Source organism: Pseudomonas sp. ERMR1:02, assembly GCF_002277815.1.
Taxonomy (GTDB): domain Bacteria; phylum Pseudomonadota; class Gammaproteobacteria; order Pseudomonadales; family Pseudomonadaceae; genus Aquipseudomonas.
In genome coordinates this window covers 583,003-606,382 of record NZ_NKJI01000001.1, presented here as the reverse complement: position 1 = coordinate 606,382, position 23,380 = coordinate 583,003, and the positions used below count along the sequence as shown (strand labels likewise).

Genomic DNA, 23,380 nt, shown 5'->3' with positions numbered 1-23,380 from the left:
AAAAATTAGACAAAGGAATATTGCCATGCTGCAACTTCTCCACAAAGAGCAGAAGAAAAACATCGAAGACAAACTAAACAACAGTCAAAAAAATGGATCCTTCAAATGCACCCTTCCATTTGCACCTTATGATTTTAATGCATCGTTATCGTTTTATAAACACAACCCTGACACCTTACATTTCCTGATAGAGGCTGAAGATTCAAGCAGCGGAAAACGACTATATATTTCGGCCGCCCTTCCCTTTGAGCAAGTAATAATCGGCACAATTAAAGTGAGTTTTCAGGCAGAATCTGACGAAGCGACTGTGATTTTATTTACCCCTACGTCCATTCACGCCGGACGAAGTGGATTTTTTACAACTAAGTATACGATGAGCACGACAAATCTGACTGGGAAGTTTGAATTTGTTGATCACTTGAGGTTAACGTTCAAAGGAGAATTTAGTATTTATCGCGCAAACTAGTTTACAGGCTTAACCCATATTATCGGTTTAGACTAGCATAATAATTTTATGCAATAGCATGCGGTCAATGCTGGTGCGTTGCCCCAAGGTAGAAGGAACGTCAGCAAATAACCTAGATGCGTAGTAAAGGCTCACGGAAATCTTCAAAGGAAGTCTTCGCTGAATTGAAAGAAGCCCGCTCAACGCTTGAGACACAGTTCAATAACTGAACGAAATATGTTCTATTCCGTTCAGCGCTATACGCTGTGCGACCCCCAGCCTTCCGCAAACAAGTTATCCACATCTCCATCCACAGCAAATGGGGACAACTGTGGAAAGACTGCAAATTTTCTCCACAGAATCTGAAGAAAATCCGTGACTTATTCAAATCGACGGTTTTTTTCTGCACCTGATCATTTATTGATCAACCCGCTGAAAAGCTTGTAGTACGTAGCTTGTAGCGTATGGCAAACACCTTATCCACAGAAGCGCCAACAGACTTTGGGGGCAACTTCAGGGGTGTTGTGGAAAACCGCTGAAGACCGCGAATTTCCTGCGTTTTCAGCGTGCAGAGCTGGCCACAACCCGCAGTTTGGACGTTTTTTAACCAACCCTTCGAAAGCCACGGTTTGCATGGCCTGTAGCGGTCAGCGAACATCTTATCCACAGAAGCGCCAACAGAGATTGGGGGCAACTCTGTTACTTATCCTCTGAAAAAAGCGATGAAAAACCGCAACTTAGGCTGGTTATTTTTTGAACGAAGGCCTGCAACCCCCGAATACCGTGGGTTTCAGCAAGGGCCGAACACGTTATCCACAGAAGCGCTAACAGGGATTGTGGGTAAACACCTGTAAAAACCCACACCCCATCAAACCTTGTTAAAACACGACCGCCCCGAGCCGATATCCAGGCTCAATTCGAAATCATCAAACGCTTGCCACCCAAGCAGTACCGACGGCACATACCGCCCCTCACCCAGGACGGTGGGATGGTGAAGCCCGGGTAGTGTTTGTAGGTGATCGGCAGGCTGTGGCCCGGCAGGTTCAGCACGCCCTTGAAGCTTTGATAGCGTCGCCTTTCGGCCGTTTCGAGCGGGGAGTTCCCAGGGATCAATGTCTGCACCACGTTGACTTGCTCACCGGGCAAGGCGGAGGTCAGGTAATCGACATTGCCGGTATCGACGATTGCCTGGGTCGTGCGGTTATCAAGGCTGGCGGCGATGGTCAATCGCTGGTTGAGATCCATGCGGGTGTAGGTAATCGGTGAGTCGCAGCGCGGGGAAAGCGCGGGATTGAGTTCCAGGGTCTTGCGGGTGATTTTCAGCCGTCCCAACTTGCTGATCAGATCCAGGCCCAACAGGTTGTCTCGGTCACTGACGAACACCAGCACGTTCCTGAATTCGCTTGAACCGATCCTCAGCGACTCGATGACCCCAAGCCTGGTCGACAGATTGCTCTCGCCATAAAACGTGCTGTAGGCGTACTGGGAGTCGGTTAACAACTTGATCCCCATCAACCTGGCAGTGTCGACATTTACCCGGGTTTGCGGAGCGCCCGTGTCGAGGACGAATCGCGCCGAGTGACCATTGGCGGCACTGACATCGATGTATGGCAACACCTCTTGCGCGATGAAATGGTCGCTGGCGTACGGATGAATCTTCAGCACTTCGCGCTTCGATGTTCGTTTTACCGTGAAATCGCCTGTTGTCCGCAGGGTCGCGAGGGACTGATCACCGAACATTGAGAACAGGACATTCAGCTCTGTATCGGCTTCTATGGCTCGAGCGTGTTGGCGCTTGATCGCCAGATAATAATCAGGCAACTGATTGGCCGCCTTGAGCTCGAACATGCGGGCGAGGACAGACACTGAACAATCGAGGTTTTTCCCGGCATCCTGCACGCGGTCGCAACGCTCGCGCATTTGCGTCAGGGAGGCGTTCTGGCCCTGCTCGGAATCAAGCCATCGATAGAAGTCCTGGTCGGACGCAGCCAGCGATCCTGTCGATGCAATGGCGCCCCATACAAGCAACACCAGCGTTAAGAGCTTCATAGCCCACCCACTCATAAAAACCAGGTTCTATGAACAAGCGCTGAACCTCTGAGAACTCCGTTACCGCATTCTGCACCCTGACCAGCGCACAGTGAAAATGTAGTTCAACGTGACAATGCATGGACTTGCTTTTGTAGGAGCGATGCTTGCTCGCGAAGGACGACAACGATAACGCGTGCCGTCTGGATGATCGCGTTGTCCAGACGTTCTTCGCGAGCAAGCATCGCTCCTACAGGGGACGTGTTACAGCCGACAAATCATCGCCATTGCGGGCAAGTTGGGCAGGATCGGCCCTAAGGCCGATACATCAGATAGGCCTCACCCGTCACCCGAATCATCGGATGCGGTGTGATCTGGCAGGTATCGACGATGCGGAAGCCATGGCGTTCGTAGAAACGCCGGGCACCGGTGTTCGCGGCGTAGTCGATCAGGCTCAGGCCATTGAGCCCCAGCTGATTGGCACGGTCGTAGGCGTAGGCGAGGAATACCTTGCCCAGCCCCTGATTGCGCCAGCCCTCATGCAGCGCCAGGCTGGAAATATAGAGGGTGTCGGGGATTTCCATCGTGGCATAGGGTGCCAACACCGGATCGGTCACCGGCGCTGCGAACGGGTCGTGACGCATCACGTAGCTGTGCATCATGCCAATGACATTCCCGTGCGCCTCGGCAATGAGGCAGTTCTGCCAGGAAAAATCCACATCGTCACGGGCGTAGCGGATGGCGCCGACGTCCAGCAGGGTCTGGCCGGGTTCTGCTATCTGGCTCCAGATGTAATCTGAAGCGCCTTCTGATGAAATCTGAAACAACCGGGCAATCTCCCGCGCATCCGCGCGGACTGCCGAACGAAATTCAACTGCCATTGTTTCCCCATGAATTCTGGTAATGCGGGCATCCGGTTGGATCGGTGTTAACCGCAGGGTTTAGCGCTCACCGAAGATCAAAATTGTAGGAGCGAGCCTGCTCGCGAAAAACCTGAGGACACCAAGGTCATTCAGTCATCCCGCGTCATCGTTGACCACCATCGCGAGCAGGCTCGCTCCTACAGGAGATTTGCGTTAGCGAACTACGCCTTCTTCAATCAGCAACTTGAGGATGGCCTCAGCCCCAGCTTGTGCGGTAACGCCTTTGAGCACCTGTCCACCGCCGCCACTGGCTTTCGCCGTTGCGGCCTTCATCCGGTCTGCGCCGCTCTTGGCCTTGATCACTTTCAAGCGTTTTGGCCGTGGCTTGGCCGGTTGCAGTGTGGCGACCGCCAGCAGTTCGTCATCGATGACTTCCACTTCATCGGCCTGCAACACCCCACGCCGCGCCGGGCCGTAGGCGCTCTGCCGAGGTTTGGGCGCAGCGTTATCCACAGTTGCCAGAAACGGCAGCCGTACCTTCAATCGACGACGCTGACCACGGGGCAAGGCTTGCAGCACCAACGCCGAACCGCCATCGATGGATTCCACCTGTGCCAGCCCTACCACCAGCGGCCAGCCGAGGCCTTCGGCCAGCAGGAACGGCAACATGCCCGAGCCTTCGCCGGTTTCCGCCTGACTGCCGGTCAGCACTACCTGAGCCCCGGCGTCGCGCAAGTACGCGGTCAGGGCCTGCAACGCGTCGGCACCCTCAGGTTGTTCCAGCACATGAAGCTGTTCCAGGCCCATGCCCAGATAAGCGCGCAGCGCCGGCTCAGCGACGTCGCCGGCATGCAGCACCTGCAAGTTATCCCCAGCCAGTTGCAGACCCAGTTCCACCGCCCGCGCATCCTGTTCCGCGCGACGCGGACGACCGGAAGTCGGGTGGGCGCCGATGGACACCAGGCTGATGATTTTCGTGCTCATAACCCTTTCCTTCCCTTAAGCCGCATCGCGCTTGGCTTCGTTACGGTAAGCCGCTACCGCATCGATCAAGGCTTGAAGAATCTCGGCGCTCTCGCCGATCACCGACAGGTCGGCCCGTTTGATCATGTCGCAGCCAGGGTCGAGGTTGATTGCCACCACCTTGTCGCAGGCACCGATGCCTTGCAGGTGCTGGATCGCCCCGGAAATCCCCACCGCCACGTAGACCCGTGCGGTGACCCAGGTACCGGATGCCCCGACCTGACGGTCGCGGGCCATGAAACCATCGTCCACCGCCACCCGGGATGCGCCTTCGGTGGCGCCGAGCGCGGCAGCGGTCTGGTGGAACAAATCCCAATCCTTGACCCCGTTGCCGCCGGAGAAGATGAACTCGGCTTCGGCCATGGGAATCGCTGCCGGGTCCACCGCCACCGCGCCCAGGTCCTCGATGCGCGAGAGACTGCGCGCGACGGTTGTGGATAACTCCACCGGCAAGGCTTCGTGCCGGGTTTCGCTGACCGGTTCGGCGCATTCGACGGCAGCCAGAATCAAGCGTGCGACCGGGCGGGCCAGGTCTTGCAAACCGGCACCGGCGCGGCCGATGCACTCCTGGTCCTTGACCTGCCAGACCCGCGTGGCCGGGCGTTCGCCCAGGGCAGCGGCAAAGCGCCGACCCAATTCTCCGCCTCCGCTGCGGCTGTCCGGCAGCAACCAGTGACGCGGATTGAATTGGTTATCCACAGCCCGCAGACCCTGGACTCGTTGTTCCGGTGCATAACCGCTGAATTCGTCGCCTTCCAGCAGCAGCAAGCGATCAACGCCAGCAGTGGCAAATGCGCTTTCCTTGTGTTCCCCGAAGACCACGGCCAATACCGCGCCGTCCGTACCGGCCAATTGATGGGCCAGACCGAGCAAGTCGCGGTCGTGGCTGCTCAAGCGGCCGCCGACCATGTCCGGTGCCACGCAAATGTAAAACGCTGGTGCAGGCACCTGATGCAGCGGCAACTGCACTTCAATGGCGGCCGAGCGTTTGACCGCCCCGCCCTGTTGAGCGCCGCTGCGGTCGATGCGCTTGATTCCGTTGGGACCGATAAAGCCGATGCCATGGAGATTCTTGCGGATGACGCCGTTCGGTCCCATCCAGCTGTGTTGCGCCGGTTGCATGGCCGCATGCAGCGGGTGCAGGCGGTTACGGGCAATCCATTCGGCGCGGGGGTCGCGGCGGATTATGTCGCTCATCAGTGGGCCTCCGCGGGTTCACGTTTGGCCGGTGTAGTGGACTTCGGCGCTTCGTCTTCAAGCAGTGCGTCAGCCACCAGTTCGGCGATGTCCTTGATCAGCGGCCGTGGTTCGACCACGCCTTCGAGCATTGCGGTGCACTGTGGACAACCCACGGCCACCAGTTCGGCGCCCGTCTCGCGGATGTCTTCCATGCGCATGTCGGGAATACGTTGTTTGCCCGGAATGTCGGTGATCGGCGCACCGCCGCCGCCACCGCAGCAGCGCGAGCGGAAACCGGAGCGTTGCATTTCCTTGACCTCGATCCCGAGGGCGCGCAGTACCTCGCGCGGAGCCTCGTACTCGCCGTTGTAGCGGCCGAGGTAGCACGGATCGTGATAGGTCACGCTGCTGCCTTTGTGCTGGCCAAGATTGAGCGCGCCGGCATCGATGATTTCGGCCATGTAAGTGCTGTGGTGCTGCACCAGGTAATTACCGTCGAAGGCGCCGTACTCGTTTTTCAGCACGTGGAAGCTGTGCGGATCACAGGTGACGATGCGATTGAAGCTGTATTTGGCCAGGGTCTGGATGTTGCGCTTGGCCAGTAACTGGAAAGTCGCTTCATCGCCCAAGCGTCGGGCCACGTCACCGCTGTCGCGCTCTTCGAGGCCCAGCACGGCGAAGTCGATTTTTGCCGCTTTCAGCACTTTGACGAAGGCGCGCAAGGTGCGCTGGTTGCGCATGTCGAAGGCGCCGTCGCCGACCCAGAACAGCACGTCGGTGGATTTCTTTTCGCTGAGCAGATTGAGGTTCAAGTCCGCCGCCCAGTTCATCCGCCCGCCCGGTGCGAAACCGCCCGGGTTGTCGGTGGCGATCAGGTTTTCCAGGACTTCGGCGCCCTTGTTCGGGGTCGCGCCTTTTTCCAGAGTCAGATGGCGACGCATGTCGACGATGGCGTCGACGTGCTCGATCATCATCGGGCATTCCTCGACGCAGGCGCGGCAGGTGGTGCACGACCAGAGCGTGTCGGCGTCTACCAGACCGTTGACGATCGGTTGATGCGGGTTGCCGGCGTGTTCGCCAATGGCTTTTCCTGGATACGGGCTACCAGCGAACTTGGCATCGGTGCCACCGGCCAGGCCGACGACCATGTCCTGAATCAGTTTTTTCGGGTTCAGCGGTTGACCGGCGGCAAACGCCGGGCACGCGGCTTCGCATTTACCGCACTGCACGCAGGCGTCGAAGCCGAGCAACTGGTTCCAGGTGAAATCCTTGGGCTTTTCCACGCCCAGCGGTGCGGCCGGGTCTTCCAGATCAAGTGGCTTCAAACCGGTGGAACGGCCACCACCGAAACGCTCGGCGCGACGGTGCCAGGCCAGGTGCAGCGCACCTGCGAAGGCGTGCTTCATCGGCCCGCCCCAGGTCATGCCGAAGAAAAGTTCCGACACGCCCCACAGCACACCGATGCCGAGGATCACCGCCAACAGCCAGCCACCGAAGTTTTCCGGCAGGATGCCCGCCACCGGCAAGGTCACCAGGAAGAACGACGCCGAGAACGCCAGCAGGCTTTTCGGCAAGCGCATCCACGGGCCTTTCGACAGGCGCGAAGGTGGATTGCGTCGACGCAGATAGACAAAGATCGCGCCGACGAACATCACCGCCGTCATCAGCAACAGCGCATAACCGAGGAAGCGGTTATGCAGACCGAAACCATGCACCAGAATCGCCAGCACGACGGACGCCACCGCGCCACCGGCCGTGGCGACGTGGGTGTTGGCGATGTATTTGTCCCGCGCCACTACGTGGTGCAGGTCGACCATATAGCGCTTGGGCATGGCGAACAGGCCGCCGATCAGGTCGACCTTCGAGGCCCGGCCCCGGCGCCACATGGCCACCCGCCGCAACGCGCCCAGAACCGCGAGGCCCAAGGCAGCGAACAACAGGATTGGAAGAAGGGTGTTCAACATGAGGAGCTCCCACGGGACTCATTGATCAATGATCGTTCCCACGCTCCGCGTGGGAATGCAGCCCGGGACGCTCCGCGTCCCAAGAGCGGACGCAGAGCGTCCATTGAGGCATTCCCACGCAGAGCGTGGGAACGATCAGTTCGTGGTTAGAAATCCTTGCAAAGCCGCAGTGCGTCATAGATGGCGGCGTGCACATTGCGCTGCGCCACGCAGTCGCCGATGCGGAATAGCAGGTAGCCGTCGCCGCTCTGCTCCAGGCATGGCTGCGGCTTGATCGCGAACAGGGCTTCGACGTCGATCTGACCCTTGTTGCGCGAACCTTCCTTCATCGCGTAGTAGATTTCTTCGTCCGGGCGCACGCCGTTTTCGATGACCACCTGGTCCACCACCCGCTCCTCTTTGGCGCCGGTGTATTCGTTTTCCAGCACTGCCACCAGCTTGTCGCCTTCGCGGTAGACCTTCTCCAGCATCATGTCCCCGGTCATGATCACTTCTTTGGGGTACATGCTGCGGTAGTAAGTCGGGAACGACGTACCGCCGATCGCCACGCCTGGCTTGATGTCGTCAGTGACGATCTCGACCTGGCTGCCTTTGTCAGCGAGGAAGTCGGCGGTCGACATACCGGTGAATTCGCAAATGGTGTCGTAGACCAGCACGTTCTTGCCCGGCGCAACCTTGCCATCGAGCACGTCCCAGCTGCTGACCACCAGGCCTTCAGCCGCGCCCCAGTGTTCGTTCTGCTCCAGGAACGGATGACCACCAACCGCGAGCACCACCACATCCGGACGCAGGTCCATGATGGTCGGCGCATCAGCCGCGGTGCCCAGGCGCAGGTCGACTTTCAACCTTGCCAGTTCCAGCTGATACCAGCGGGTGATACCGGCGATCTGGTCACGCTGCGGCGCTTTCGACGCGGTGGTGATTTGCCCGCCGATGAATTCCTTTTTCTCGAACAGGGTCACGTCGTGACCACGCTCGGCGGCCACACGGGCGGCTTCCATCCCGGCAGGACCGGCACCGACCACCACGACCTTGCGTTTCACGCCGGTGGTTTTTTCGATGATGTGCGGCAGGCCCATGTACTCACGGGAGGTCGCCGCGTTCTGGATGCACAACACATCCAGGCCTTGATACTGACGGTCGATGCAGTAGTTGGCGCCGACGCATTGCTTGATCTGGTCGATCTGGCCCATCTTGATCTTGGCGATCAGGTGCGGGTCAGCGATGTGCGCGCGGGTCATGCCGACCATGTCGACGTAACCGCCTTCCAGAATACGGGTGGCCTGGTTCGGGTCCTTGATGTTCTGCGCGTGCAGCACCGGAACCTTGACCACTTCCTTGATGCCGGCGGCCAGGTGCAGGAACGGCTCCGGCGGGTAACTCATGTTCGGAATCACGTTGGCCAGGGTGTTGTGGGTGTCGCAACCCGAGCCCACGACGCCGAGGAAATCGAGCATGCCGGTGTCGTCGTAGTACTTGGCGATCTGCTTCATGTCCTCGTGGGACAGACCATCCGGGTGGAACTCGTCACCACAGATACGCATGCCCACGCAGAAATCGTCACCGACTTCGGCGCGCACGGCTTTCAACACTTCCAGACCGAACTTCATGCGGCCTTCGAAGCTACCGCCCCATTCGTCGGTACGTTTGTTGACTCGCGGGCTCCAGAACTGGTCGATCATGTGCTGGTGCACGGCCGACAGTTCGACACCGTCCAGGCCACCGGCCTTGGCGCGGCGTGCCGCTTGGGCATAGTTACCGATCACCCGCCAGATTTCTTCCGGCTCGATGGTTTTGCAGGTGGCGCGGTGCACCGGCTCACGCACGCCTGATGGCGACATCAGCGTTGGCCAGTTGAAGCCGTCCCAACGGGAGCGACGGCCCATGTGGGTAATCTGGATCATGATCTTGGCGCCGTGCTTGTGCATGGCGTCGGCAAGATTCTGGAAGTGCGGAATGATGCGGTCGGTGGACAGGTTCACCGAGCTCCACCACTCCTGCGGGCTGTCGATGGCTACCACGGACGAACCACCGCAGATCGCCAGGCCGATCCCGCCCTTGGCCTTCTCTTCGTAATACTTGACGTACCGGTCGGTGGTCATGCCGCCGTCGGTCGCATAGACCTCGGCGTGCGCGGTGCTGAGCACGCGGTTACGGATGGTCAGTTTGCCGATCTGGATCGGCTGGAACATTGCTTCGAAAGCCATGGCGGGTTCCTCGACTTACAACGGCTTGACGGTGAACAAGCCGTCTTCGTGGCCCTCTTCGGAGCCACCGTAGACTTGCTCTGCCACGGTGCGGATCTTGCTGCCACGAGCGGCGAGGATCTGGTCCATCGCGCCGGCAAACCAGCCGGTGAACATGTAGTCGACCTTGCGCCCGACCTTGCCGTACACGTAGACGAACGCCGAGTGTTCGAGCTTGACGCTGGCGGTGCCTTTGTCGAGGTCGATGTCCTGGATCTTGAACAGGCCCCAGCCGCGCTGCGACAGGCGCTTCATGTAGTGCTCGAACACCGCGACGCCTTCCAGGCCGTGGCACTCGGCTTCTTTTTCACACCAGTGCCAGGCGGATTTGTAGCCGGCCTTGTAGAGGATCTCGGCGTAAGCGTCGGCGCCCAGTACTTCCTCGATGCCCATGTGGTTGTTGACGAAGAAATGGCGCGGCACATACAGCATCGGCAGGGCGTCGGAGGTCCAGACACCGGTTTCGCTGTCGACTTCGATAGGCAATTGCGGGGCGATCTTGGCCATGGAAACTTAACTCCAGAAAAATTTGGTGTAGCCCCAGGCAGCGAACGGCCCGGGGAAAGGATTCAGAAGTGCTGCGGCTTATTCGCCCCAGACGTCTTTCAAAACGTTGACCCAGTTCTCGCCCATGATCTTGCGCACCACGCGCTCGGAATGGCCGCGCTTGAGCAGTGTCTCGGTCAGGTTCGGGAACTCGCCCACGGTGCGGATGCCCAGCGGGTTGATGATCTTGCCGAAGCTGGTCAGGCGGCGGGCGTAGCCCTTGTCGTGGGTCAGGTATTCGAAGAAGTCCTGGCCGTGACCCTGGGTGAAGTCGGTGCCGATGCCGATGGCGTCTTCGCCGACGATGTTCATGGTGTATTCGATGGCTTCGGCGTAGTCGTCGATGGTCGAATCGATGCCCTTGGCCAGAAACGGTGCAAACATGGTCACGCCAACAAAACCGCCGTGGTCAGCAATAAACTTAAGCTCTTCATCGGATTTGTTGCGCGGATGAATTTTCAGTCCCGACGGCAGGCAGTGGGAGTAGCAGACCGGTTTTTTCGATTCGAGGATGACTTCTTCGGAAGTCTTGGAACCGACGTGGGACAGGTCGCACATCACGCCGACACGGTTCATCTCGGCGACGATTTCACGACCGAAGCCAGACAGGCCGCCATCGCGCTCGTAGCAGCCGGTGCCCACCAGGTTCTGAGTGTTGTAGCACATCTGCACGATACCGACGCCGAGCTGCTTGAACACCTCGACATAGCCGATCTGGTCTTCAAAGGCGTGGGCATTCTGGAAGCCGAAGAGGATGCCGGTCTTGCCCTGCTCCTTGGCCTTGCGGATGTCGGCAGTGGTACGCACCGGAATCACCAGGTCGCTGTTCTCGCGGATCAGCTTCTGGCTGGCGGCGATGTTGTTGACAGTCGCCTGAAAACCTTCCCACACCGACACGGTGCAGTTGGCCGCGGTCAAACCGCCCTTACGCATGTCTTCGAACAGCTCACGGTTCCACTTGGCAATAATCAGCCCGTCGATAACGATGCTGTCGGCGTGCAATTCGGCTGGGCTCATCAGGCTGTCCCCTATTAGCGATTCATGCGCCGAATCGTGTGCCGGCGCTTTGGGGCCAGCATATGCCTCGGTGCCTTGGCAGCCGGGTGCAAAAACGACAGGGGAATTGCCGAAAGCGTCAATCCGCGACAAAGGGTCGTCGCCGGGCACAATTGGCGACCTGTTCAAGGCCGTCCGCATGGGCCAGAATTCGCCGCATCTCTTTTTGCCTTACTGAAACAAAGGGCGGCGACGTAAATGAAATCGATCATCCTGGCACTGGCACTGATTGCGACTGGCGTACACGCGGCGCAAGAGGCGGACGACAACCCCTGCGATAAAGTCGAAAACGACGTTCAGACCCTGGAATGCTCCGCTTTCAGCAAAACCACCGCCGAAGAACTGCTGAGCGAAAATTACAAAAGCCTGAACGAGCGCATGCAGTCGCTCTACGGCAAGAATCCCGCACAACTGGCCGACATCACCGCCAAAATCAAGACCGCCCAGCAACAATGGCTGAAAACCCGCGATGCAGACTGCGCCGTCGAAGTCTTCCCGGCCACCGCCGGCAGCAAGGCATTCACTATTGCGCAAAATGATTGCGTGGCGCGGGTGAGTGATGAGCGGTCGGAGTTTTTGGAGTCGATTGGGCAGGAATAGCTCTGAACTTCCGTCAGAAGCCGGCACATTCGCTGGCTTTCGATCTATTGCGGATGCAATGTCCTATACACTGCATTGCTTATACCTACAACACCCGAATACCCCGGCCTCATACACTCCCCGCCGGGCAACATCCCGACATGCTTCGTTAATTGGCCGCGGAACAAATATAAGTAAAGATTGATAAATCTTATAAAAGACTTATATTCTCCCATGAACAGTATTTACTGAACTCGAAAGGCCGTTAAGCAGCTTCTGAAATTGCACTCCCCTCACCAGGTCAAGGTTCGTGATGCCGTAACAGCGCTGGCTGATATGCCGGATACAGGCAATGTCAAAGCGCTGGTCGGTCATGACTATGCCTATCGACTTCGGGTAGGTAACTACCGAGTCATGTTCGATTGGGATGGCGCAATCAAAGTGGTCAGTATTCAAGAGGTCAAAAAACGCGATGAACGCACCTACTGACGTTCAAATCATCAATGATGCAGACGGAAACCCGGCCTTTGTGGTCATTCCCTACGCCCAGTACGTGGCACAGAAGATTGAGCCCGATCTGATCCCCCACGAAGTTGTCAGCCGCATCGTCGAAGGCGCGACACCGATCCGCGCATGGCGCGAGCACTTGAACCTTACGCAGGATGAAGTAGCCAAACGCATGGGTGTTTCGCAACCGGCTTTTGCCCAGCAAGAGACCGTTGCGAAGCCTCGAAGGGCTACTCGTGAAAAAATTGCCGCTGCTTTTGGCATCACGGCTAACCAACTTGAGCTTTAGGCTTTGAAGGGATTGATATGAAAATCTGCGGCATCGAAATCAAAGGCAGCGAAGCGATCATCGCCGTAGCGGCCCTCGATGGATCAGCACTGAGCCACATCGCGCTCACCACCAAGAAAATCGCTCTGGACGATGACGACGAAGCCGCCAACGTCAAAGTGTTTGCCGCTCAGGTCGCATCCTTTGTTCGCGAGAATTCGATAGATCGGATCGCGATCAAGAAGCGCAGCAAGAAAGGCGAATTCGCCGGCGGGCCGACCACATTCAAGATCGAGGGTGTCTTCCAGTTGCTGGAGAGTTGCGAGGTGACGCTGCTGTCGCCGCAGACCATCAATGCGCAGGCCAAGAAACACGGTTTTGAGCTGCCGCAGACGCTGAACAAGTATCAGCATGAGGCGTATAAGGCGGCCTGTTCAGCGTTAATGAAAAAATAACGACACAGATCTGTAGGAGCCGGCTTGCTGGCGAAAGGGCCCTTAGCATCACGGCGTTCTTCAGATTGCCTTCGCTGGCAAGCCAGCTCCTACAGGGTTTTGTGGTGTTTATGCCTTCGCGGTACGCCGATCTTCTCGCGGGCACCGCTCATATTTCGCCCGATAACTGCGGGTGAAATATGAAGGCGATTCAAAACCGCACGCAATGCTTACCTCCAGCACACTCATATCCGTCTGCCGCAGCAGCTGCCGCGCCTTCTCCAGCCTTAACCGCAGGTAGAAATTGCTCGGAGTGTCGTTCAGGTGCAGGCGGAACAAGCGCTCCAACTGCCGCCTTGTCACTTTGATCGATTCCGCCAACTCCAGTGTGCTGAGCGGCGGTTCGCTGTGCTGCTCCATCTCGCCAATCACCTGCACCAGTTTCTTATTACTGATGCCGTATCGCGTGGCGACTTCCATGCGCTGGTGGTCTTTGCGCGGACGGATGCGGCCTAGCACGAACTGTTCGCTGACCTGGATCGCCAGTTCCGGGCCATGGGCCTGGGCGATGAGATCTAGCATCAGGTCGATGGAGGCGGTGCCGCCCGCGCTTGTGATGCGTCGACGGTCGATCTCGAACAGCTCTTGAGTGACGCTAAGCTGCGGATAGGACTCCTTGAAGGCATCGATGGCTTCCCAGTGCAGGGTCAGGCGATGGCCATCGAGCAGGCCGGCTTCGGCAAGGATAAAGCTGCCGGTGTCGATGGCGCCGAGGGTCACGCCTTCGTTGTCCAGGCGACGCAGCCAGTGCTCCAGGGCCGGTGTGGCGAACTTCAGCGGCTCGAAGCCGGCGACCACCAGTAACGTCGCACCTTTTTTCAGCGGTTCCAGTGCCGCATCGGCGTTGACCGACATGCCGTTACTGGCCAGCACCGCCCCGCCATCAGCGCTCAGCACGTGCCAGCGATAGAGCTCGCCGCGAAAGCGATTGGCGACCCGCAACGGCTCGATGGCCGAGATAAATCCAATGGCCGAGAAACCCGGCATCAACAAGAAATAGTAATCCTGGGACATGGAGCGCACTCGATAGGCAAGTAACGAAAAGCCGGGTAACGAGAGGACGGGTAGCGTGAGGACGTTGATACGCCACTTGCAGGCGGCATTCAAGAGGACAGGTCGCTGCAGTGCAAGAGTCGGTCGCCGCAGTGCGCTTTCACAGGTGCTTTGCTGCGTAACGTGACATCACCGGCGCATCAGACACCGGAACCCACAATAACGAAACTGCCGAGGAATCCTGAGATGAAACGACTGATCAGCAGCTGTGTTCTTGCACTCAGCGGTACCGCTTTGCTGAGCGCCAGTGCCATGGCCGCCGACCCCGCCGCGTGCCAGAACGTGCGCATGGGTGTAGTGAACTGGACCGACGTTATCGCCACCAGTGCCATGACCCAGGTATTGCTCGACGGCCTCGGCTATAACACCAAACAAACCAGCGCCTCCCAGCAAATCATCTTCGCCGGGATTCGCGATCAGCGCCTGGACCTGTTCACGGGGTACTGGAACCCGCTGATGACCCAGACCATCACCCCATTCGTCGACGCCAACCAGGTCAAGGTGCTTCAGGCGCCGAGTCTGAAGGACGCCCGCGCCACCCTCGCCGTCCCTACTTACCTCGCCGATAAAGGCCTGAAAACTTTCGCCGACATCGCCAAGTTCGAAAAGGAACTGGGTGGCAAGATCTACGGCATCGAGCCGGGCTCGGGTGCCAACACCCAGATCAAGGCGATGATCTCCAAAAATCAGTTCGGCCTGGGCAAGTTCCAGCTGGTTGAGTCCAGTGAAGCCGGCATGCTCGCGGCAGTGGATCGCGCCGTACGCCGCAACGAAGCCGTGGTGTTCTTCGGTTGGGCGCCGCACCCGATGAACGTCAACGTGAAAATGACCTACCTCACCGGCAGCGACGACGCCCTCGGCCCGAACGAAGGCATGGCCACGGTCTGGACCGTTACCGCGCCGACCTACGCCGAGCAGTGCCCGAACATCGGCCGCCTGCTGAGCAACCTGACCTTCACCGCCGAAGACGAGAGCCGGATGATGCAGCCGCTGCTGGATCACAAGGACGCCTTCGAATCGGCCAGGCAATGGCTGAAAGATCACCCGCAGGACAAACAGCGCTGGCTCGAAGGCGTGACGACCTTCGATGGCAAACCGGCTGCTGAAAATCTGAAGCTGACCAGCAAATAGCTCACCCGAAAATAGACCTGAACCGAACCACCGATTCGCAGCCCGACCGGGCTGCGAACGGCACCATCACGCCCGGCTTTTCACCTAAAAAGCACAGCCTGTAAGGAACCGCCAAATGAACCACGACGTCATCATCACCTGCGCACTCACCGGTGCTGGCGACACGACCGCCAGGAGCCCACACGTGCCGGTCACCCCGAAACAAATCGCCGCTGCCGCCGTGGAAGCCGCAAAGGCCGGCGCCACCGTGGTTCACTGCCACGTTCGCGATCCCGAAACCGGCAAGTTCAGCCGTGACGTGGCGCTGTACCGCGAAGTGATGGAGCGCATCCGCGAAGCCGACGTCGACATCATCGTCAACCTCACTGCCGGCATGGGCGGTGACCTGGAGATCGGCGCGGGCGAGAACCCGATGGAGTTCGGCCCGAACACTGACCTGGTCGGCCCGCTGACCCGTCTGGCCCATGTCGAAGAACTGCTGCCGGAAATCTGCACCCTCGATTGCGGCACCCTGAACTTTGGCGATGGCGACACCATTTACGTGTCCACCCCCGCGCAACTCCGAGCGGGCGCGAAGCGAATTCAAGAGCTTGGCGTGAAGGCCGAGCTGGAAATCTTCGACACCGGTCACCTGTGGTTCGCCAAGCAGATGATCAAGGAAGGCCTGCTCGACGACCCGCTGTTCCAGTTGTGCCTGGGCATCCCCTGGGGCGCCCCGGCGGATACCACCACCATGAAAGCCATGGTCGACAACCTGCCGGCCGATGCGGTCTGGGCCGGCTTCGGCATCGGCCGCATGCAGATGCCGATGGCGGCGCAGGCGGTGTTGCTCGGCGGTAACGTCCGAGTCGGCCTGGAAGACAACCTGTGGCTGGACAAGGGCGTACTGGCGACCAACGGCCAACTGGTCGAACGCGCCGGCGAAATCCTCAGTCGCCTCGGCGCCCGGGTCCTCACCCCGGCTGAAGGCCGCAAAAAAATGGGCCTGACAAAGCGCGGTTAATCACACACATCACCCTGTAGGAGCCGGCTTGCTGGCGAAGAGGCTGGTACAGCCGACGCAATGTTAGTGCTGCTGAAACCGCTTTCGCTGGCAAGCCGGCTCCTACAAGGGATCACCGATTTTTTAAGGAAGTTGCCATGACCTTCATTACCGAAATCAAAACCTTCGCAGCCTTGGGCAGCGGCGTCATCGGCAGCGGCTGGGTGTCGCGCGCTCTCGCTCATGGCCTCGACGTGGTGGCCTGGGACCCGGCGCCCGGTGCCGAAGCGGCGCTGCGCAAACGCGTCGCCAACGCCTGGGGCGCGCTAGAAAAACAAGGCCTGGCGCCCGGCGCCTCGCAGGATCGCCTACGCTTCGTCGCCACCATCGAAGAATGCGTTCGCGATGCTGATTTCATTCAGGAAAGCGCTCCGGAACGTCTTGAGCTGAAACTGGAACTGCACAGCAAAATCAGCGCCGCGGCCAAGCCCAATGCGTTGATCGGTTCGAGTACCTCGGGCCTGTTGCCGAGTGAGTTTTACGAGAGCGCCACGCACCCTGAACGCTGCGTGGTGGGGCACCCGTTCAACCCGGTTTATCTGCTGCCATTGGTGGAAGTGGTCGGTGGCAAAAACACCGCCCCCGAAGCTGTGCAAGCGGCAATGAAAGTCTATGAGTTCCTCGGAATGCGCCCTCTGCATGTGCGCAAGGAAGTGCCGGGGTTCATCGCTGACCGTTTGCTCGAAGCGCTGTGGCGCGAGGCGCTGCATCTGGTCAACGATGGTGTGGCGACCACCGGCGAGATCGACGACGCCATCCGTTTTGGCGCCGGCCTGCGCTGGTCGTTCATGGGTACGTTCCTGACCTATACCCTGGCCGGGGGTGATGCCGGCATGCGCCACTTCATGGCACAGTTCGGCCCGGCCTTGCAGTTGCCGTGGACCTACCTGCCGGCGCCTGAACTGACCGACAAACTGATCGACGATGTGGTGGATGGCACCAGCGATCAATTGGGTAAACACAGCATTTCGGCGCTGGAGCGCTATCGTGATGACTGCCTGCTGGCGGTGCTGGAGGCGGTGAAGACCACCAAAGAGAAGCATGGGATGGCGTTCGCCGACTAAACACCGCAAACACTTGTAGGAGCGAGGCTTGCCCGCGAAGAGGCCGGTACATCCGACGATTCTCCTGCGGTAGGAATACCGCCTTCGCGGGCAAGCCTCGCTCCTACAGGTTTCAACCAATTTCGGATGTGACGACATGCCCGCACTGACTACCTATCAAACCAAAATCATCCCCGACTGGGTCGACTACAACGGCCATCTGCGCGACGCTTTCTACCTGCTGATCTTCAGCTACGCCACCGACGCGTTGATGGATCGCTTAGGGCTGGACAGCAACAACCGCGAAGCCAGCGGCAACTCGCTGTTCACCCTCGAACTGCACCTCAACTACCTGCACGAGGTGAAGCTCGACGCCGATGTCGAAGTGCATACGCAAATCATCGGCCACGACAGCAAACGCCTGCACCTCTACCACAGCCTGCACCTGGTGGGCGACGCGAAGGAGCTGGCGGGCAACGAGCAAATGCTGCTGCACGTCGGCCTCGCCGGGCCAAGTTCCACACCGTTCAGCGAATTGACCTTGGGCAAACTGCAAGCCATCGTCGCCGAGCAGACCGACCTGCCAACCCCCGCCTATGTCGGCCGAGTGATCGCATTACCGCCAAAAAAATAACAAGGAGATCGCATGAACACCGCCGCCGCTTTTGCCGACTTTCGTACTTATCCGTTGATCAGCGCGCTGACAGGCGTGCAAGCCATGGCCGATCGTGTTCTGGTGAAGTGGGCCGATGACCGTGTCAGCCCCTTTCATCATCAATGGCTGCGGGACAACTGCCCGTGCCCGCAATGCGTTTACACGGTGACCCGCGAACAGGTGCTGGAAATCGTCGACGTTCCGGAAAACCTGATACCTGTCGAGACCAGCGTCGATGCTGAAGGCTGCCTGCGCGTGCAGTGGCAGGACGGCCACCTCAGCCGCTTCGACCCCGGCTGGCTGCGTGCCCACGCCTATGACGACGAGTCCCGTGCCGAACGCCTGGCAGGCAAGCCAAAAGCCCGGCTTTGGCATAGTGATCTGGCGCTGCCGGTGTTCGAGTATCAGGCGCTGATGAGCGACAACGATGCGCTGTTGCAATGGCTGCTGGCCGTGCGGGATACAGGCCTGACGCAGGTCCGTGGTGTGCCCACCGAACCCGGCTCACTGAAGTTGATCGCGCAGCGGATTTCCTTCATCCGCGAGAGCAATTTCGGCGTGCTGTTCAACGTGCAATCCAAGGCCGATGCAGACAGCAACGCCTACACCGCTTTCAATCTGCCGTTGCACAGCGATTTGCCAACCCGGGAGTTGCAACCGGGGCTGCAATTTCTGCATTGCCTGGTCAACGACGCTGAAGGAGGCGAGAGTATTTTTGTCGACGGTTTTGCCATCGCCGACGCCTTGCGCCGAGAGGATCCGGAGTCATTCAAAAGCCTCTGCGAGATCCCCGTGGAGTTTCGCAACAAGGATCGCCACAGCGACTACCGTTGCCTCGCACCGATCATCGCCCTGGACGCTTTAGGGCAGGTGTCGGAAATCCGCATGGCGAACTTTCTGCGCGGCCCGTTCGATGCGTCGGTGGAACAGATGCCCAGGCTGTATCGCGCCTATCGCCGCTTTATCGCGATGACCCGCGAACCCAGGTTCAGGCTGATGCAAAGGCTCAATCCCGGCGAACTGTGGTGCTTCGACAACCGCCGTACCCTGCATGCTCGCAATGCTTTCGATCCCGCTACCGGGGCGCGGCATTTCCAGGGGTGCTATGTCGATCGGGATGAGTTGTTGTCGCGGATTTTGGTGTTGCAAAGGTAAACCGCGTCATCGTTCTTCGCGAGCAAGCCCGCTCCCACATTTGACCGAGTTCCATCAGAGGAATGCGGTTGAATGTTGGAGCGGGCTTGCTCGCGAATGCGTCAGGCCAGACACCCGAGATATTCCTGATTCACAGAAAAAAAAGCCCCGATCAAGCCGTGACAGGATCGAGGCAGAGGGTACTGTTGAGGAGCTGCCGTGCGAGGGTGACCAAACCTTCGTGAAGCAAGCTGAGTCCAGTGTGCCCACTCCCCTCGCAAGCAAGTTAGCCGAAAACGACATGTTCATAGCCATTGCGGCCATCGCGACAAATCGCCCTTGCCGCCTCTGCGTGCCACTACCAGAATCGAGCCACGACACCGTTCCCAGAAGAAGGATTTGCGTCATGATGCACGCCGATTTGATTGACCAGGAAGACCTGTTGGGCCAGCTCAAGTCATTGGGCTTTCAAGTGCCAAACGGCGCCACAGCCGAGCAGGCTTGCGAGTTTGCGGTACGAGGTTTGAACAACGAACGGGCAATAGTGCTGCGCACCATGGTCAAGCAGATGTACACCAGCAGCGCGACGATCCTGCCGGCTGTGCGCCAGGCCATCGACAAGCAGTTGCTGCCAGCTCTCGCGGAATACCAACAGAGTCACACCGCCCGTTAAATCGCTATCGCGAGCAGGCTCACTCCCACATTCGACCGCATTCCAATGTTGGAACTCGGTCAACTGTGGGAGTGAGCCTGCTCGCGATGAAGACGCCTCGGTTTAGAGCCTTACACTGGCAAAAGTCGACTCATTACGCGCCTGACTCAACGCCGACAACGGCCCGGACAGCGGCGACAGCACCAGCGCTTGCGGCAACGGCATCATCGCCACTTGCTGCGTGGTATTGGAACCTACGCGCTCGTCACGTGGCGGAATGCCGAAGTACTCGCGGTAGCACTTGGAGAAGTGCGGCGTGGACACGAAGCCACACACCGACGCCACTTCGATGATCGACATCGGCGTTTGCTTGAGCAGCTGCCGCGCACGGATCAGCCGCAGCTTCAGGTAGTAACGCGACGGCGAGCAATGAAGATACTTCTGGAACAGCCGCTCCAGCTGACGACGGGACACGGCGACATACACCGCCAGCTCGTCGAGATCGATCGGCTCCTCAAGGTTGGCTTCCATCAGCGCAACGATTTCCTGCAGTTTCGGCTGGTTGGTGCCGAGCATGTGCTTGAGCGGCACGCGCTGATGATCCTGTTCGTTGCGGATGCGCTCGTAGACGAACATCTCAGAGATCGCGGCGGACAGTTCACGACCGTGATCGCGGCTGATCAGGTGCAGCATCATGTCCAGCGGCGCGGTGCCACCGGAACTGGTGAAACGGTTACGGTCGAGGGTGAACAGGCGGGTACTCATGGCCACCCGCGGGAAGGCTTCCTGCATCGCCGCCAGACATTCCCAGTGCACGCTGCAATCGAATCCGTCCAGCAGACCGGCGCACGCCAGGGCCCAGCTACCGGTGCAGACCGCACCGAGGCGACGAGACTGACGCGCCTGGCTTTGCAGCCATGACACGTGTTCACGGGTGACAGTGCGTTGAATACCGATACCGCCACAGACAATCACTGTGTCCATTGGGGGCGCTTTGTGCATGGAGGCGTCAGGAGTGATCTGCAGACCGTCACTGGCCCAGACTTGACCGCCATCGACGGTGAGGGTGGTCCAGCGATACAGCTCGCGGCCGGACAACTGGTTGGCCATGCGCAGTGGTTCGACTGCGGAGGCCAGGGAAATCAGCGTGAAATTGTCCAGCAGCAGAAAGCCGATGGATTGAGGCGCACGGTTCTGGGGTTGGGCCCCGGAGTTGAACGACGTCATCGCGGTATCTCCTCACACAAAGCGGGTGATGGCCTCAGGCGGAGGCTCTTGTTATTGCCATCGTTCTCGCGTGGGAGACGGGCTTTGTAATGACAGAGCAATTGCCATGCCTAAATTTGAATGCGCGTTCAATAACTCCTAAAAACGACGTCGGAATGTGTCTATATATGACGCGCGGCGAGTAGGGGTTATAAGTGCCATCAACGACGACAAGTGCCCTGCCCCGACGCGTGTGAGCAAATCGGTAGCACTTGTGGGAACCGGGCTGCCAGCAGCAGGGAAAGTGTGTCACCGCAGGCACGGGTGACGGGCGGTCAGGGCCGGTTCGGATCCCTGACGCTGAGGAAGTCGTTTACCTGTTTGCGACGCGCCAAAAGGTGGCGTGGTTTGGATCGGGTGTTCACTTAACGCGCAGTTTTGACTGGTCTGACGCCTTCGCGGGCAAGCCTCGCTCCTACGGGTATTTCATTGCTCTTGTAGGAGCGAGCGGGCGGCGATCCGACTTGCCCGCGAAGAAGGCCCCCCAATATTACTGAATCAACACTCCACCGCGCTTACAGCCAACCCACCCCGCGATGTCTCCTTATATTTGTCATGCATATCAGCACCGGTATCACGCATGGTGCGAATCACCCGGTCCAGCGAGATAAAGTGCTGACCATCGCCGCGCAAAGCCATCTGCGCCGCATTGATCGCTTTCACGGCGGCAATCGCATTGCGCTCGATGCACGGCACCTGCACCAGACCACCCACGGGGTCGCACGTCAGCCCGAGGTTGTGTTCCAGGCCGATTTCCGCCGCGTTGCACAATTGCTCCGGCGTGGCGCCGAGGATTTCCGCCAGCCCCGCCGCCGCCATGGCGCAGGCCGAGCCGACTTCGCCCTGGCAACCAACTTCGGCTCCGGAAATCGAGGCGTTCTTCTTGCACAAAATCCCGACGGCCGCCGCGCTAAGGAAGTAGTCGACGACATTGGCGTCGGTCACGACCTCGCTGAACTTCATAAAGTAGTGCAGCACTGCGGGAATGATCCCCGCGGCGCCATTGGTCGGCGCCGTGACCATGCGCCCGCCGGCGGCGTTTTCTTCGTTGACCGCCAGGGCGAACAGGTTGACCCACTCCATGGCACTGAGGGTCGAGCCGATCACGTTGGGCTTGTTCAACTCCTGCAAGCTGCGATGCAGTTTGGCCGCACGCCGGCGCACGTTCAGGCCGCCGGGTAGGATGCCCTCGTGGCGCAGGCCCTGTTCCACACAGTCCTGCATGGCGCGCCAGAGCTTCATAAGCCCGGCTCGGATTTCCTCTTCGCTGCGCCAGACCTTCTCGTTGGCCATCATTAATTCAGCCACGCGCAGGTTGTGCTTTTTGCACAACTCCAGCAGTTCGGCGGCGCTGGAAAAATCATAGGGCAGCACGGTGCGATCGAGGTCGACGACACCGCTGGAGGCCTGTGCTTCATCGACGACGAAACCGCCGCCAACCGAATAGTAAGTGTCGCGATGCAGCTCGCCGTCATCGCCTTCGGCAATGAGCGTCATGGCGTTGGGATGGAACGGCAGGTTTTCGTCGATCAGGCGCATGTCCCGAGCCCAGATGAATGGCACCGACAAGCGACCGTCGAGCAACAGCGTGTGGGTTTCGCGCAGGGTGGCAATGCGGATGCCAATTTGCGACGGATCGATCGCATCCGGCCACTCGCCCATCAGGCCCATGATCACCGCGTTGTCGCTGCCGTGGCCGATGCCGGTGGCCGACAACGAACCAAAGAGCTGCACTTCGACGCGCCGCACCTCCTCCAGCAACCCCTGCTCACGCAAACCCTGCACGAACAGCGCCGCCGCCCGCATAGGCCCCACGGTGTGCGAACTGGAAGGGCCGATGCCGATTTTGAACAAGTCGAAAACGCTGATAGCCATTACTGCCGAACTCCTGAATGAGCCAACTCCAGACGCAAAAGCGCCCGGTGGCGGAGCTGCTACGCTCAAGCTGCAATCCGCCGAGATAACCGCATCATCAGGCTTTTGTCGTGTCGTTCGACGTCTCTAACCGACGCACTCATGTCCACAAACGCCGCGTGCGTTTTACGCCATGTTTTCGCCATTTTTTTGCGAAGCAGAGGGGGAAAAGGGCCTGAAAAAATCTGTAAGCGACGTTACCGACACTGGAAGCGACCATCCCTGTACTGGTTACGACGCACCCTGTAGGCGTCAGATTTTCACTGGTACATGATCATATCGACTCGATTGC

Annotated in this window: 21 protein-coding genes and 1 pseudogene; 11 read left to right on the top strand and 11 right to left on the bottom strand. The window is 59.1% G+C overall.

Going from position 1 to position 23,380, the window contains the following annotated elements:
• The first annotated feature begins 25 nt into the window (after positions 1–25).
• Positions 26–466 (top strand): hypothetical protein, encoded by a 441-nt coding sequence (locus tag CES87_RS02950; RefSeq protein ID WP_128604888.1) that lies wholly within the window; start codon positions 26–28, stop codon positions 464–466.
• An 847-nt stretch (positions 467–1,313) separates the two neighbouring features.
• On the opposite strand, the pseudogene CES87_RS02945 reads toward CES87_RS02950, so the two are convergent.
• The 8 genes and pseudogenes from CES87_RS02945 to CES87_RS02910 form a co-directional block, all read right to left on the bottom strand.
• A pseudogene (locus CES87_RS02945) lies at positions 1,314–2,509 on the bottom strand (retropepsin-like aspartic protease).
• Positions 2,510–2,787: 278 nt separating this feature from the next.
• The gene (locus CES87_RS02940) at positions 2,788–3,354 is read right to left on the bottom strand and encodes a GNAT family N-acetyltransferase (RefSeq protein WP_128604887.1); all 567 of its coding nucleotides are present in this window, start codon (positions 3,352–3,354) and stop codon (positions 2,788–2,790) included.
• Between the two features lie 195 nt (positions 3,355–3,549).
• The gene (locus CES87_RS02935; RefSeq protein WP_128604886.1) at positions 3,550–4,320 is read right to left on the bottom strand and encodes an electron transfer flavoprotein subunit beta; all 771 of its coding nucleotides are present in this window, start codon (positions 4,318–4,320) and stop codon (positions 3,550–3,552) included.
• A 15-nt stretch (positions 4,321–4,335) separates the two neighbouring features.
• Positions 4,336–5,556, bottom strand: coding sequence for an electron transfer flavoprotein subunit alpha/FixB family protein (locus CES87_RS02930; RefSeq protein WP_128604885.1), 1,221 nt, complete (start codon positions 5,554–5,556; stop codon positions 4,336–4,338).
• Positions 5,556–7,502 (bottom strand): dimethylglycine demethylation protein DgcB, encoded by a 1,947-nt coding sequence (gene dgcB, locus CES87_RS02925; RefSeq protein ID WP_128604884.1) that lies wholly within the window; start codon positions 7,500–7,502, stop codon positions 5,556–5,558. The genes CES87_RS02930 and dgcB overlap by 1 nt, the downstream gene beginning before the upstream one ends.
• A gap of 146 nt (positions 7,503–7,648) precedes the next feature.
• On the bottom strand, positions 7,649–9,709 hold the full coding sequence (gene dgcA / locus CES87_RS02920) for a dimethylglycine demethylation protein DgcA (RefSeq protein WP_128604883.1): 2,061 nt from the start codon (positions 9,707–9,709) through the stop codon (positions 7,649–7,651).
• Between the two features lie 15 nt (positions 9,710–9,724).
• The gene (locus CES87_RS02915; RefSeq protein ID WP_060542338.1) at positions 9,725–10,255 is read right to left on the bottom strand and encodes a DUF5943 domain-containing protein; all 531 of its coding nucleotides are present in this window, start codon (positions 10,253–10,255) and stop codon (positions 9,725–9,727) included.
• A 78-nt stretch (positions 10,256–10,333) separates the two neighbouring features.
• Complete coding sequence (locus tag CES87_RS02910; protein ID WP_008033250.1) at positions 10,334–11,311, bottom strand: dipeptidase; 978 nt, start codon at positions 11,309–11,311, stop codon at positions 10,334–10,336.
• 237 nt (positions 11,312–11,548) lie between these two features.
• Here CES87_RS02910 and CES87_RS02900 point away from each other — a divergent pair, with 237 nt between their 5' ends.
• The 4 genes from CES87_RS02900 (at position 11,549) to CES87_RS02885 (ending at position 13,159) form a co-directional block, all read left to right on the top strand.
• Entirely contained in the window at positions 11,549–11,950 is a 402-nt protein-coding gene (locus CES87_RS02900; RefSeq protein WP_128604881.1) for a lysozyme inhibitor LprI family protein, read from the top strand.
• A gap of 255 nt (positions 11,951–12,205) precedes the next feature.
• Positions 12,206–12,418 (top strand): type II toxin-antitoxin system RelE/ParE family toxin, encoded by a 213-nt coding sequence (locus tag CES87_RS02895; protein ID WP_256590820.1) that lies wholly within the window; start codon positions 12,206–12,208, stop codon positions 12,416–12,418.
• Positions 12,402–12,725, top strand: coding sequence for a helix-turn-helix domain-containing protein (locus tag CES87_RS02890; protein ID WP_128604880.1), 324 nt, complete (start codon positions 12,402–12,404; stop codon positions 12,723–12,725). The genes CES87_RS02895 and CES87_RS02890 overlap by 17 nt, the downstream gene beginning before the upstream one ends.
• Before the next feature lie 17 nt (positions 12,726–12,742).
• Positions 12,743–13,159, top strand: a complete 417-nt coding sequence (locus CES87_RS02885; RefSeq protein WP_128604879.1) for a DUF3010 family protein — start codon at positions 12,743–12,745, stop codon at positions 13,157–13,159.
• 108 nt (positions 13,160–13,267) lie between these two features.
• On the opposite strand, the gene CES87_RS02880 is transcribed toward CES87_RS02885, so the two are convergent.
• Complete coding sequence (locus CES87_RS02880) at positions 13,268–14,212, bottom strand: GlxA family transcriptional regulator (protein ID WP_128604878.1); 945 nt, start codon at positions 14,210–14,212, stop codon at positions 13,268–13,270.
• Between the two features lie 225 nt (positions 14,213–14,437).
• Between CES87_RS02880 and choX the strand changes: the two genes are divergently transcribed.
• The 6 genes from choX (at position 14,438) to CES87_RS02850 (ending at position 19,929) form a co-directional block, all read left to right on the top strand.
• Entirely contained in the window at positions 14,438–15,382 is a 945-nt protein-coding gene (gene choX / locus CES87_RS02875; RefSeq protein WP_128604877.1) for a choline ABC transporter substrate-binding protein, read from the top strand.
• Positions 15,383–15,497: 115 nt separating this feature from the next.
• Positions 15,498–16,385, top strand: a complete 888-nt coding sequence (locus tag CES87_RS02870; protein WP_128604876.1) for a 3-keto-5-aminohexanoate cleavage protein — start codon at positions 15,498–15,500, stop codon at positions 16,383–16,385.
• A gap of 137 nt (positions 16,386–16,522) precedes the next feature.
• Complete coding sequence (locus tag CES87_RS02865; protein WP_128604875.1) at positions 16,523–17,488, top strand: L-carnitine dehydrogenase; 966 nt, start codon at positions 16,523–16,525, stop codon at positions 17,486–17,488.
• Positions 17,489–17,624: 136 nt separating this feature from the next.
• The gene (locus CES87_RS02860) at positions 17,625–18,101 is read left to right on the top strand and encodes a thioesterase family protein (protein WP_128604874.1); all 477 of its coding nucleotides are present in this window, start codon (positions 17,625–17,627) and stop codon (positions 18,099–18,101) included.
• Between the two features lie 12 nt (positions 18,102–18,113).
• A complete protein-coding gene (locus CES87_RS02855; protein ID WP_128604873.1) occupies positions 18,114–19,277 on the top strand; it encodes a gamma-butyrobetaine dioxygenase in 1,164 nt (387 codons plus the stop codon).
• 385 nt (positions 19,278–19,662) lie between these two features.
• Positions 19,663–19,929 carry a hypothetical protein gene (locus tag CES87_RS02850; protein ID WP_128604872.1) on the top strand — a complete coding sequence of 89 codons (267 nt, stop codon included), beginning with the start codon at positions 19,663–19,665 and terminating at the stop codon, positions 19,927–19,929.
• Positions 19,930–20,031: 102 nt separating this feature from the next.
• Here the strand turns inward: CES87_RS02850 and CES87_RS02845 are convergent, their stop codons facing one another.
• Positions 20,032–21,135: a GlxA family transcriptional regulator gene (locus CES87_RS02845; RefSeq protein WP_090325880.1), complete on the bottom strand. Its 1,104-nt coding sequence runs from the start codon at positions 21,133–21,135 to the stop codon at positions 20,032–20,034.
• A gap of 537 nt (positions 21,136–21,672) precedes the next feature.
• Positions 21,673–23,049 (bottom strand): L-serine ammonia-lyase, encoded by a 1,377-nt coding sequence (locus CES87_RS02840; RefSeq protein ID WP_128604871.1) that lies wholly within the window; start codon positions 23,047–23,049, stop codon positions 21,673–21,675.
• Positions 23,050–23,380: the final 331 nt, after the last annotated feature.

What these genes read in the sequence shown, in the direction of transcription:
- CES87_RS02950 (WP_128604888.1), top strand. Translation starts at nt 26, where the DNA reads ATGCTGCAACTTCTCCACAAAGAGCAGAAGAAAAACATCGAAGACAAA.
- CES87_RS02940 (WP_128604887.1), bottom strand. Translation starts at nt 3,354, where the DNA reads ATGGCAGTTGAATTTCGTTCGGCAGTCCGCGCGGATGCGCGGGAGATT.
- CES87_RS02935 (WP_128604886.1), bottom strand. Translation starts at nt 4,320, where the DNA reads ATGAGCACGAAAATCATCAGCCTGGTGTCCATCGGCGCCCACCCGACT.
- CES87_RS02930 (WP_128604885.1), bottom strand. Translation starts at nt 5,556, where the DNA reads ATGAGCGACATAATCCGCCGCGACCCCCGCGCCGAATGGATTGCCCGT.
- dgcB (WP_128604884.1), bottom strand. Translation starts at nt 7,502, where the DNA reads ATGTTGAACACCCTTCTTCCAATCCTGTTGTTCGCTGCCTTGGGCCTC.
- dgcA (WP_128604883.1), bottom strand. Translation starts at nt 9,709, where the DNA reads ATGGCTTTCGAAGCAATGTTCCAGCCGATCCAGATCGGCAAACTGACC.
- CES87_RS02915 (WP_060542338.1), bottom strand. Translation starts at nt 10,255, where the DNA reads ATGGCCAAGATCGCCCCGCAATTGCCTATCGAAGTCGACAGCGAAACC.
- CES87_RS02910 (WP_008033250.1), bottom strand. Translation starts at nt 11,311, where the DNA reads ATGAGCCCAGCCGAATTGCACGCCGACAGCATCGTTATCGACGGGCTG.
- CES87_RS02900 (WP_128604881.1), top strand. Translation starts at nt 11,549, where the DNA reads ATGAAATCGATCATCCTGGCACTGGCACTGATTGCGACTGGCGTACAC.
- CES87_RS02890 (WP_128604880.1), top strand. Translation starts at nt 12,402, where the DNA reads ATGAACGCACCTACTGACGTTCAAATCATCAATGATGCAGACGGAAAC.
- CES87_RS02885 (WP_128604879.1), top strand. Translation starts at nt 12,743, where the DNA reads ATGAAAATCTGCGGCATCGAAATCAAAGGCAGCGAAGCGATCATCGCC.
- CES87_RS02880 (WP_128604878.1), bottom strand. Translation starts at nt 14,212, where the DNA reads ATGTCCCAGGATTACTATTTCTTGTTGATGCCGGGTTTCTCGGCCATT.
- choX (WP_128604877.1), top strand. Translation starts at nt 14,438, where the DNA reads ATGAAACGACTGATCAGCAGCTGTGTTCTTGCACTCAGCGGTACCGCT.
- CES87_RS02870 (WP_128604876.1), top strand. Translation starts at nt 15,498, where the DNA reads ATGAACCACGACGTCATCATCACCTGCGCACTCACCGGTGCTGGCGAC.
- CES87_RS02865 (WP_128604875.1), top strand. Translation starts at nt 16,523, where the DNA reads ATGACCTTCATTACCGAAATCAAAACCTTCGCAGCCTTGGGCAGCGGC.
- CES87_RS02860 (WP_128604874.1), top strand. Translation starts at nt 17,625, where the DNA reads ATGCCCGCACTGACTACCTATCAAACCAAAATCATCCCCGACTGGGTC.
- CES87_RS02855 (WP_128604873.1), top strand. Translation starts at nt 18,114, where the DNA reads ATGAACACCGCCGCCGCTTTTGCCGACTTTCGTACTTATCCGTTGATC.
- CES87_RS02850 (WP_128604872.1), top strand. Translation starts at nt 19,663, where the DNA reads ATGATGCACGCCGATTTGATTGACCAGGAAGACCTGTTGGGCCAGCTC.
- CES87_RS02845 (WP_090325880.1), bottom strand. Translation starts at nt 21,135, where the DNA reads ATGACGTCGTTCAACTCCGGGGCCCAACCCCAGAACCGTGCGCCTCAA.
- CES87_RS02840 (WP_128604871.1), bottom strand. Translation starts at nt 23,049, where the DNA reads ATGGCTATCAGCGTTTTCGACTTGTTCAAAATCGGCATCGGCCCTTCC.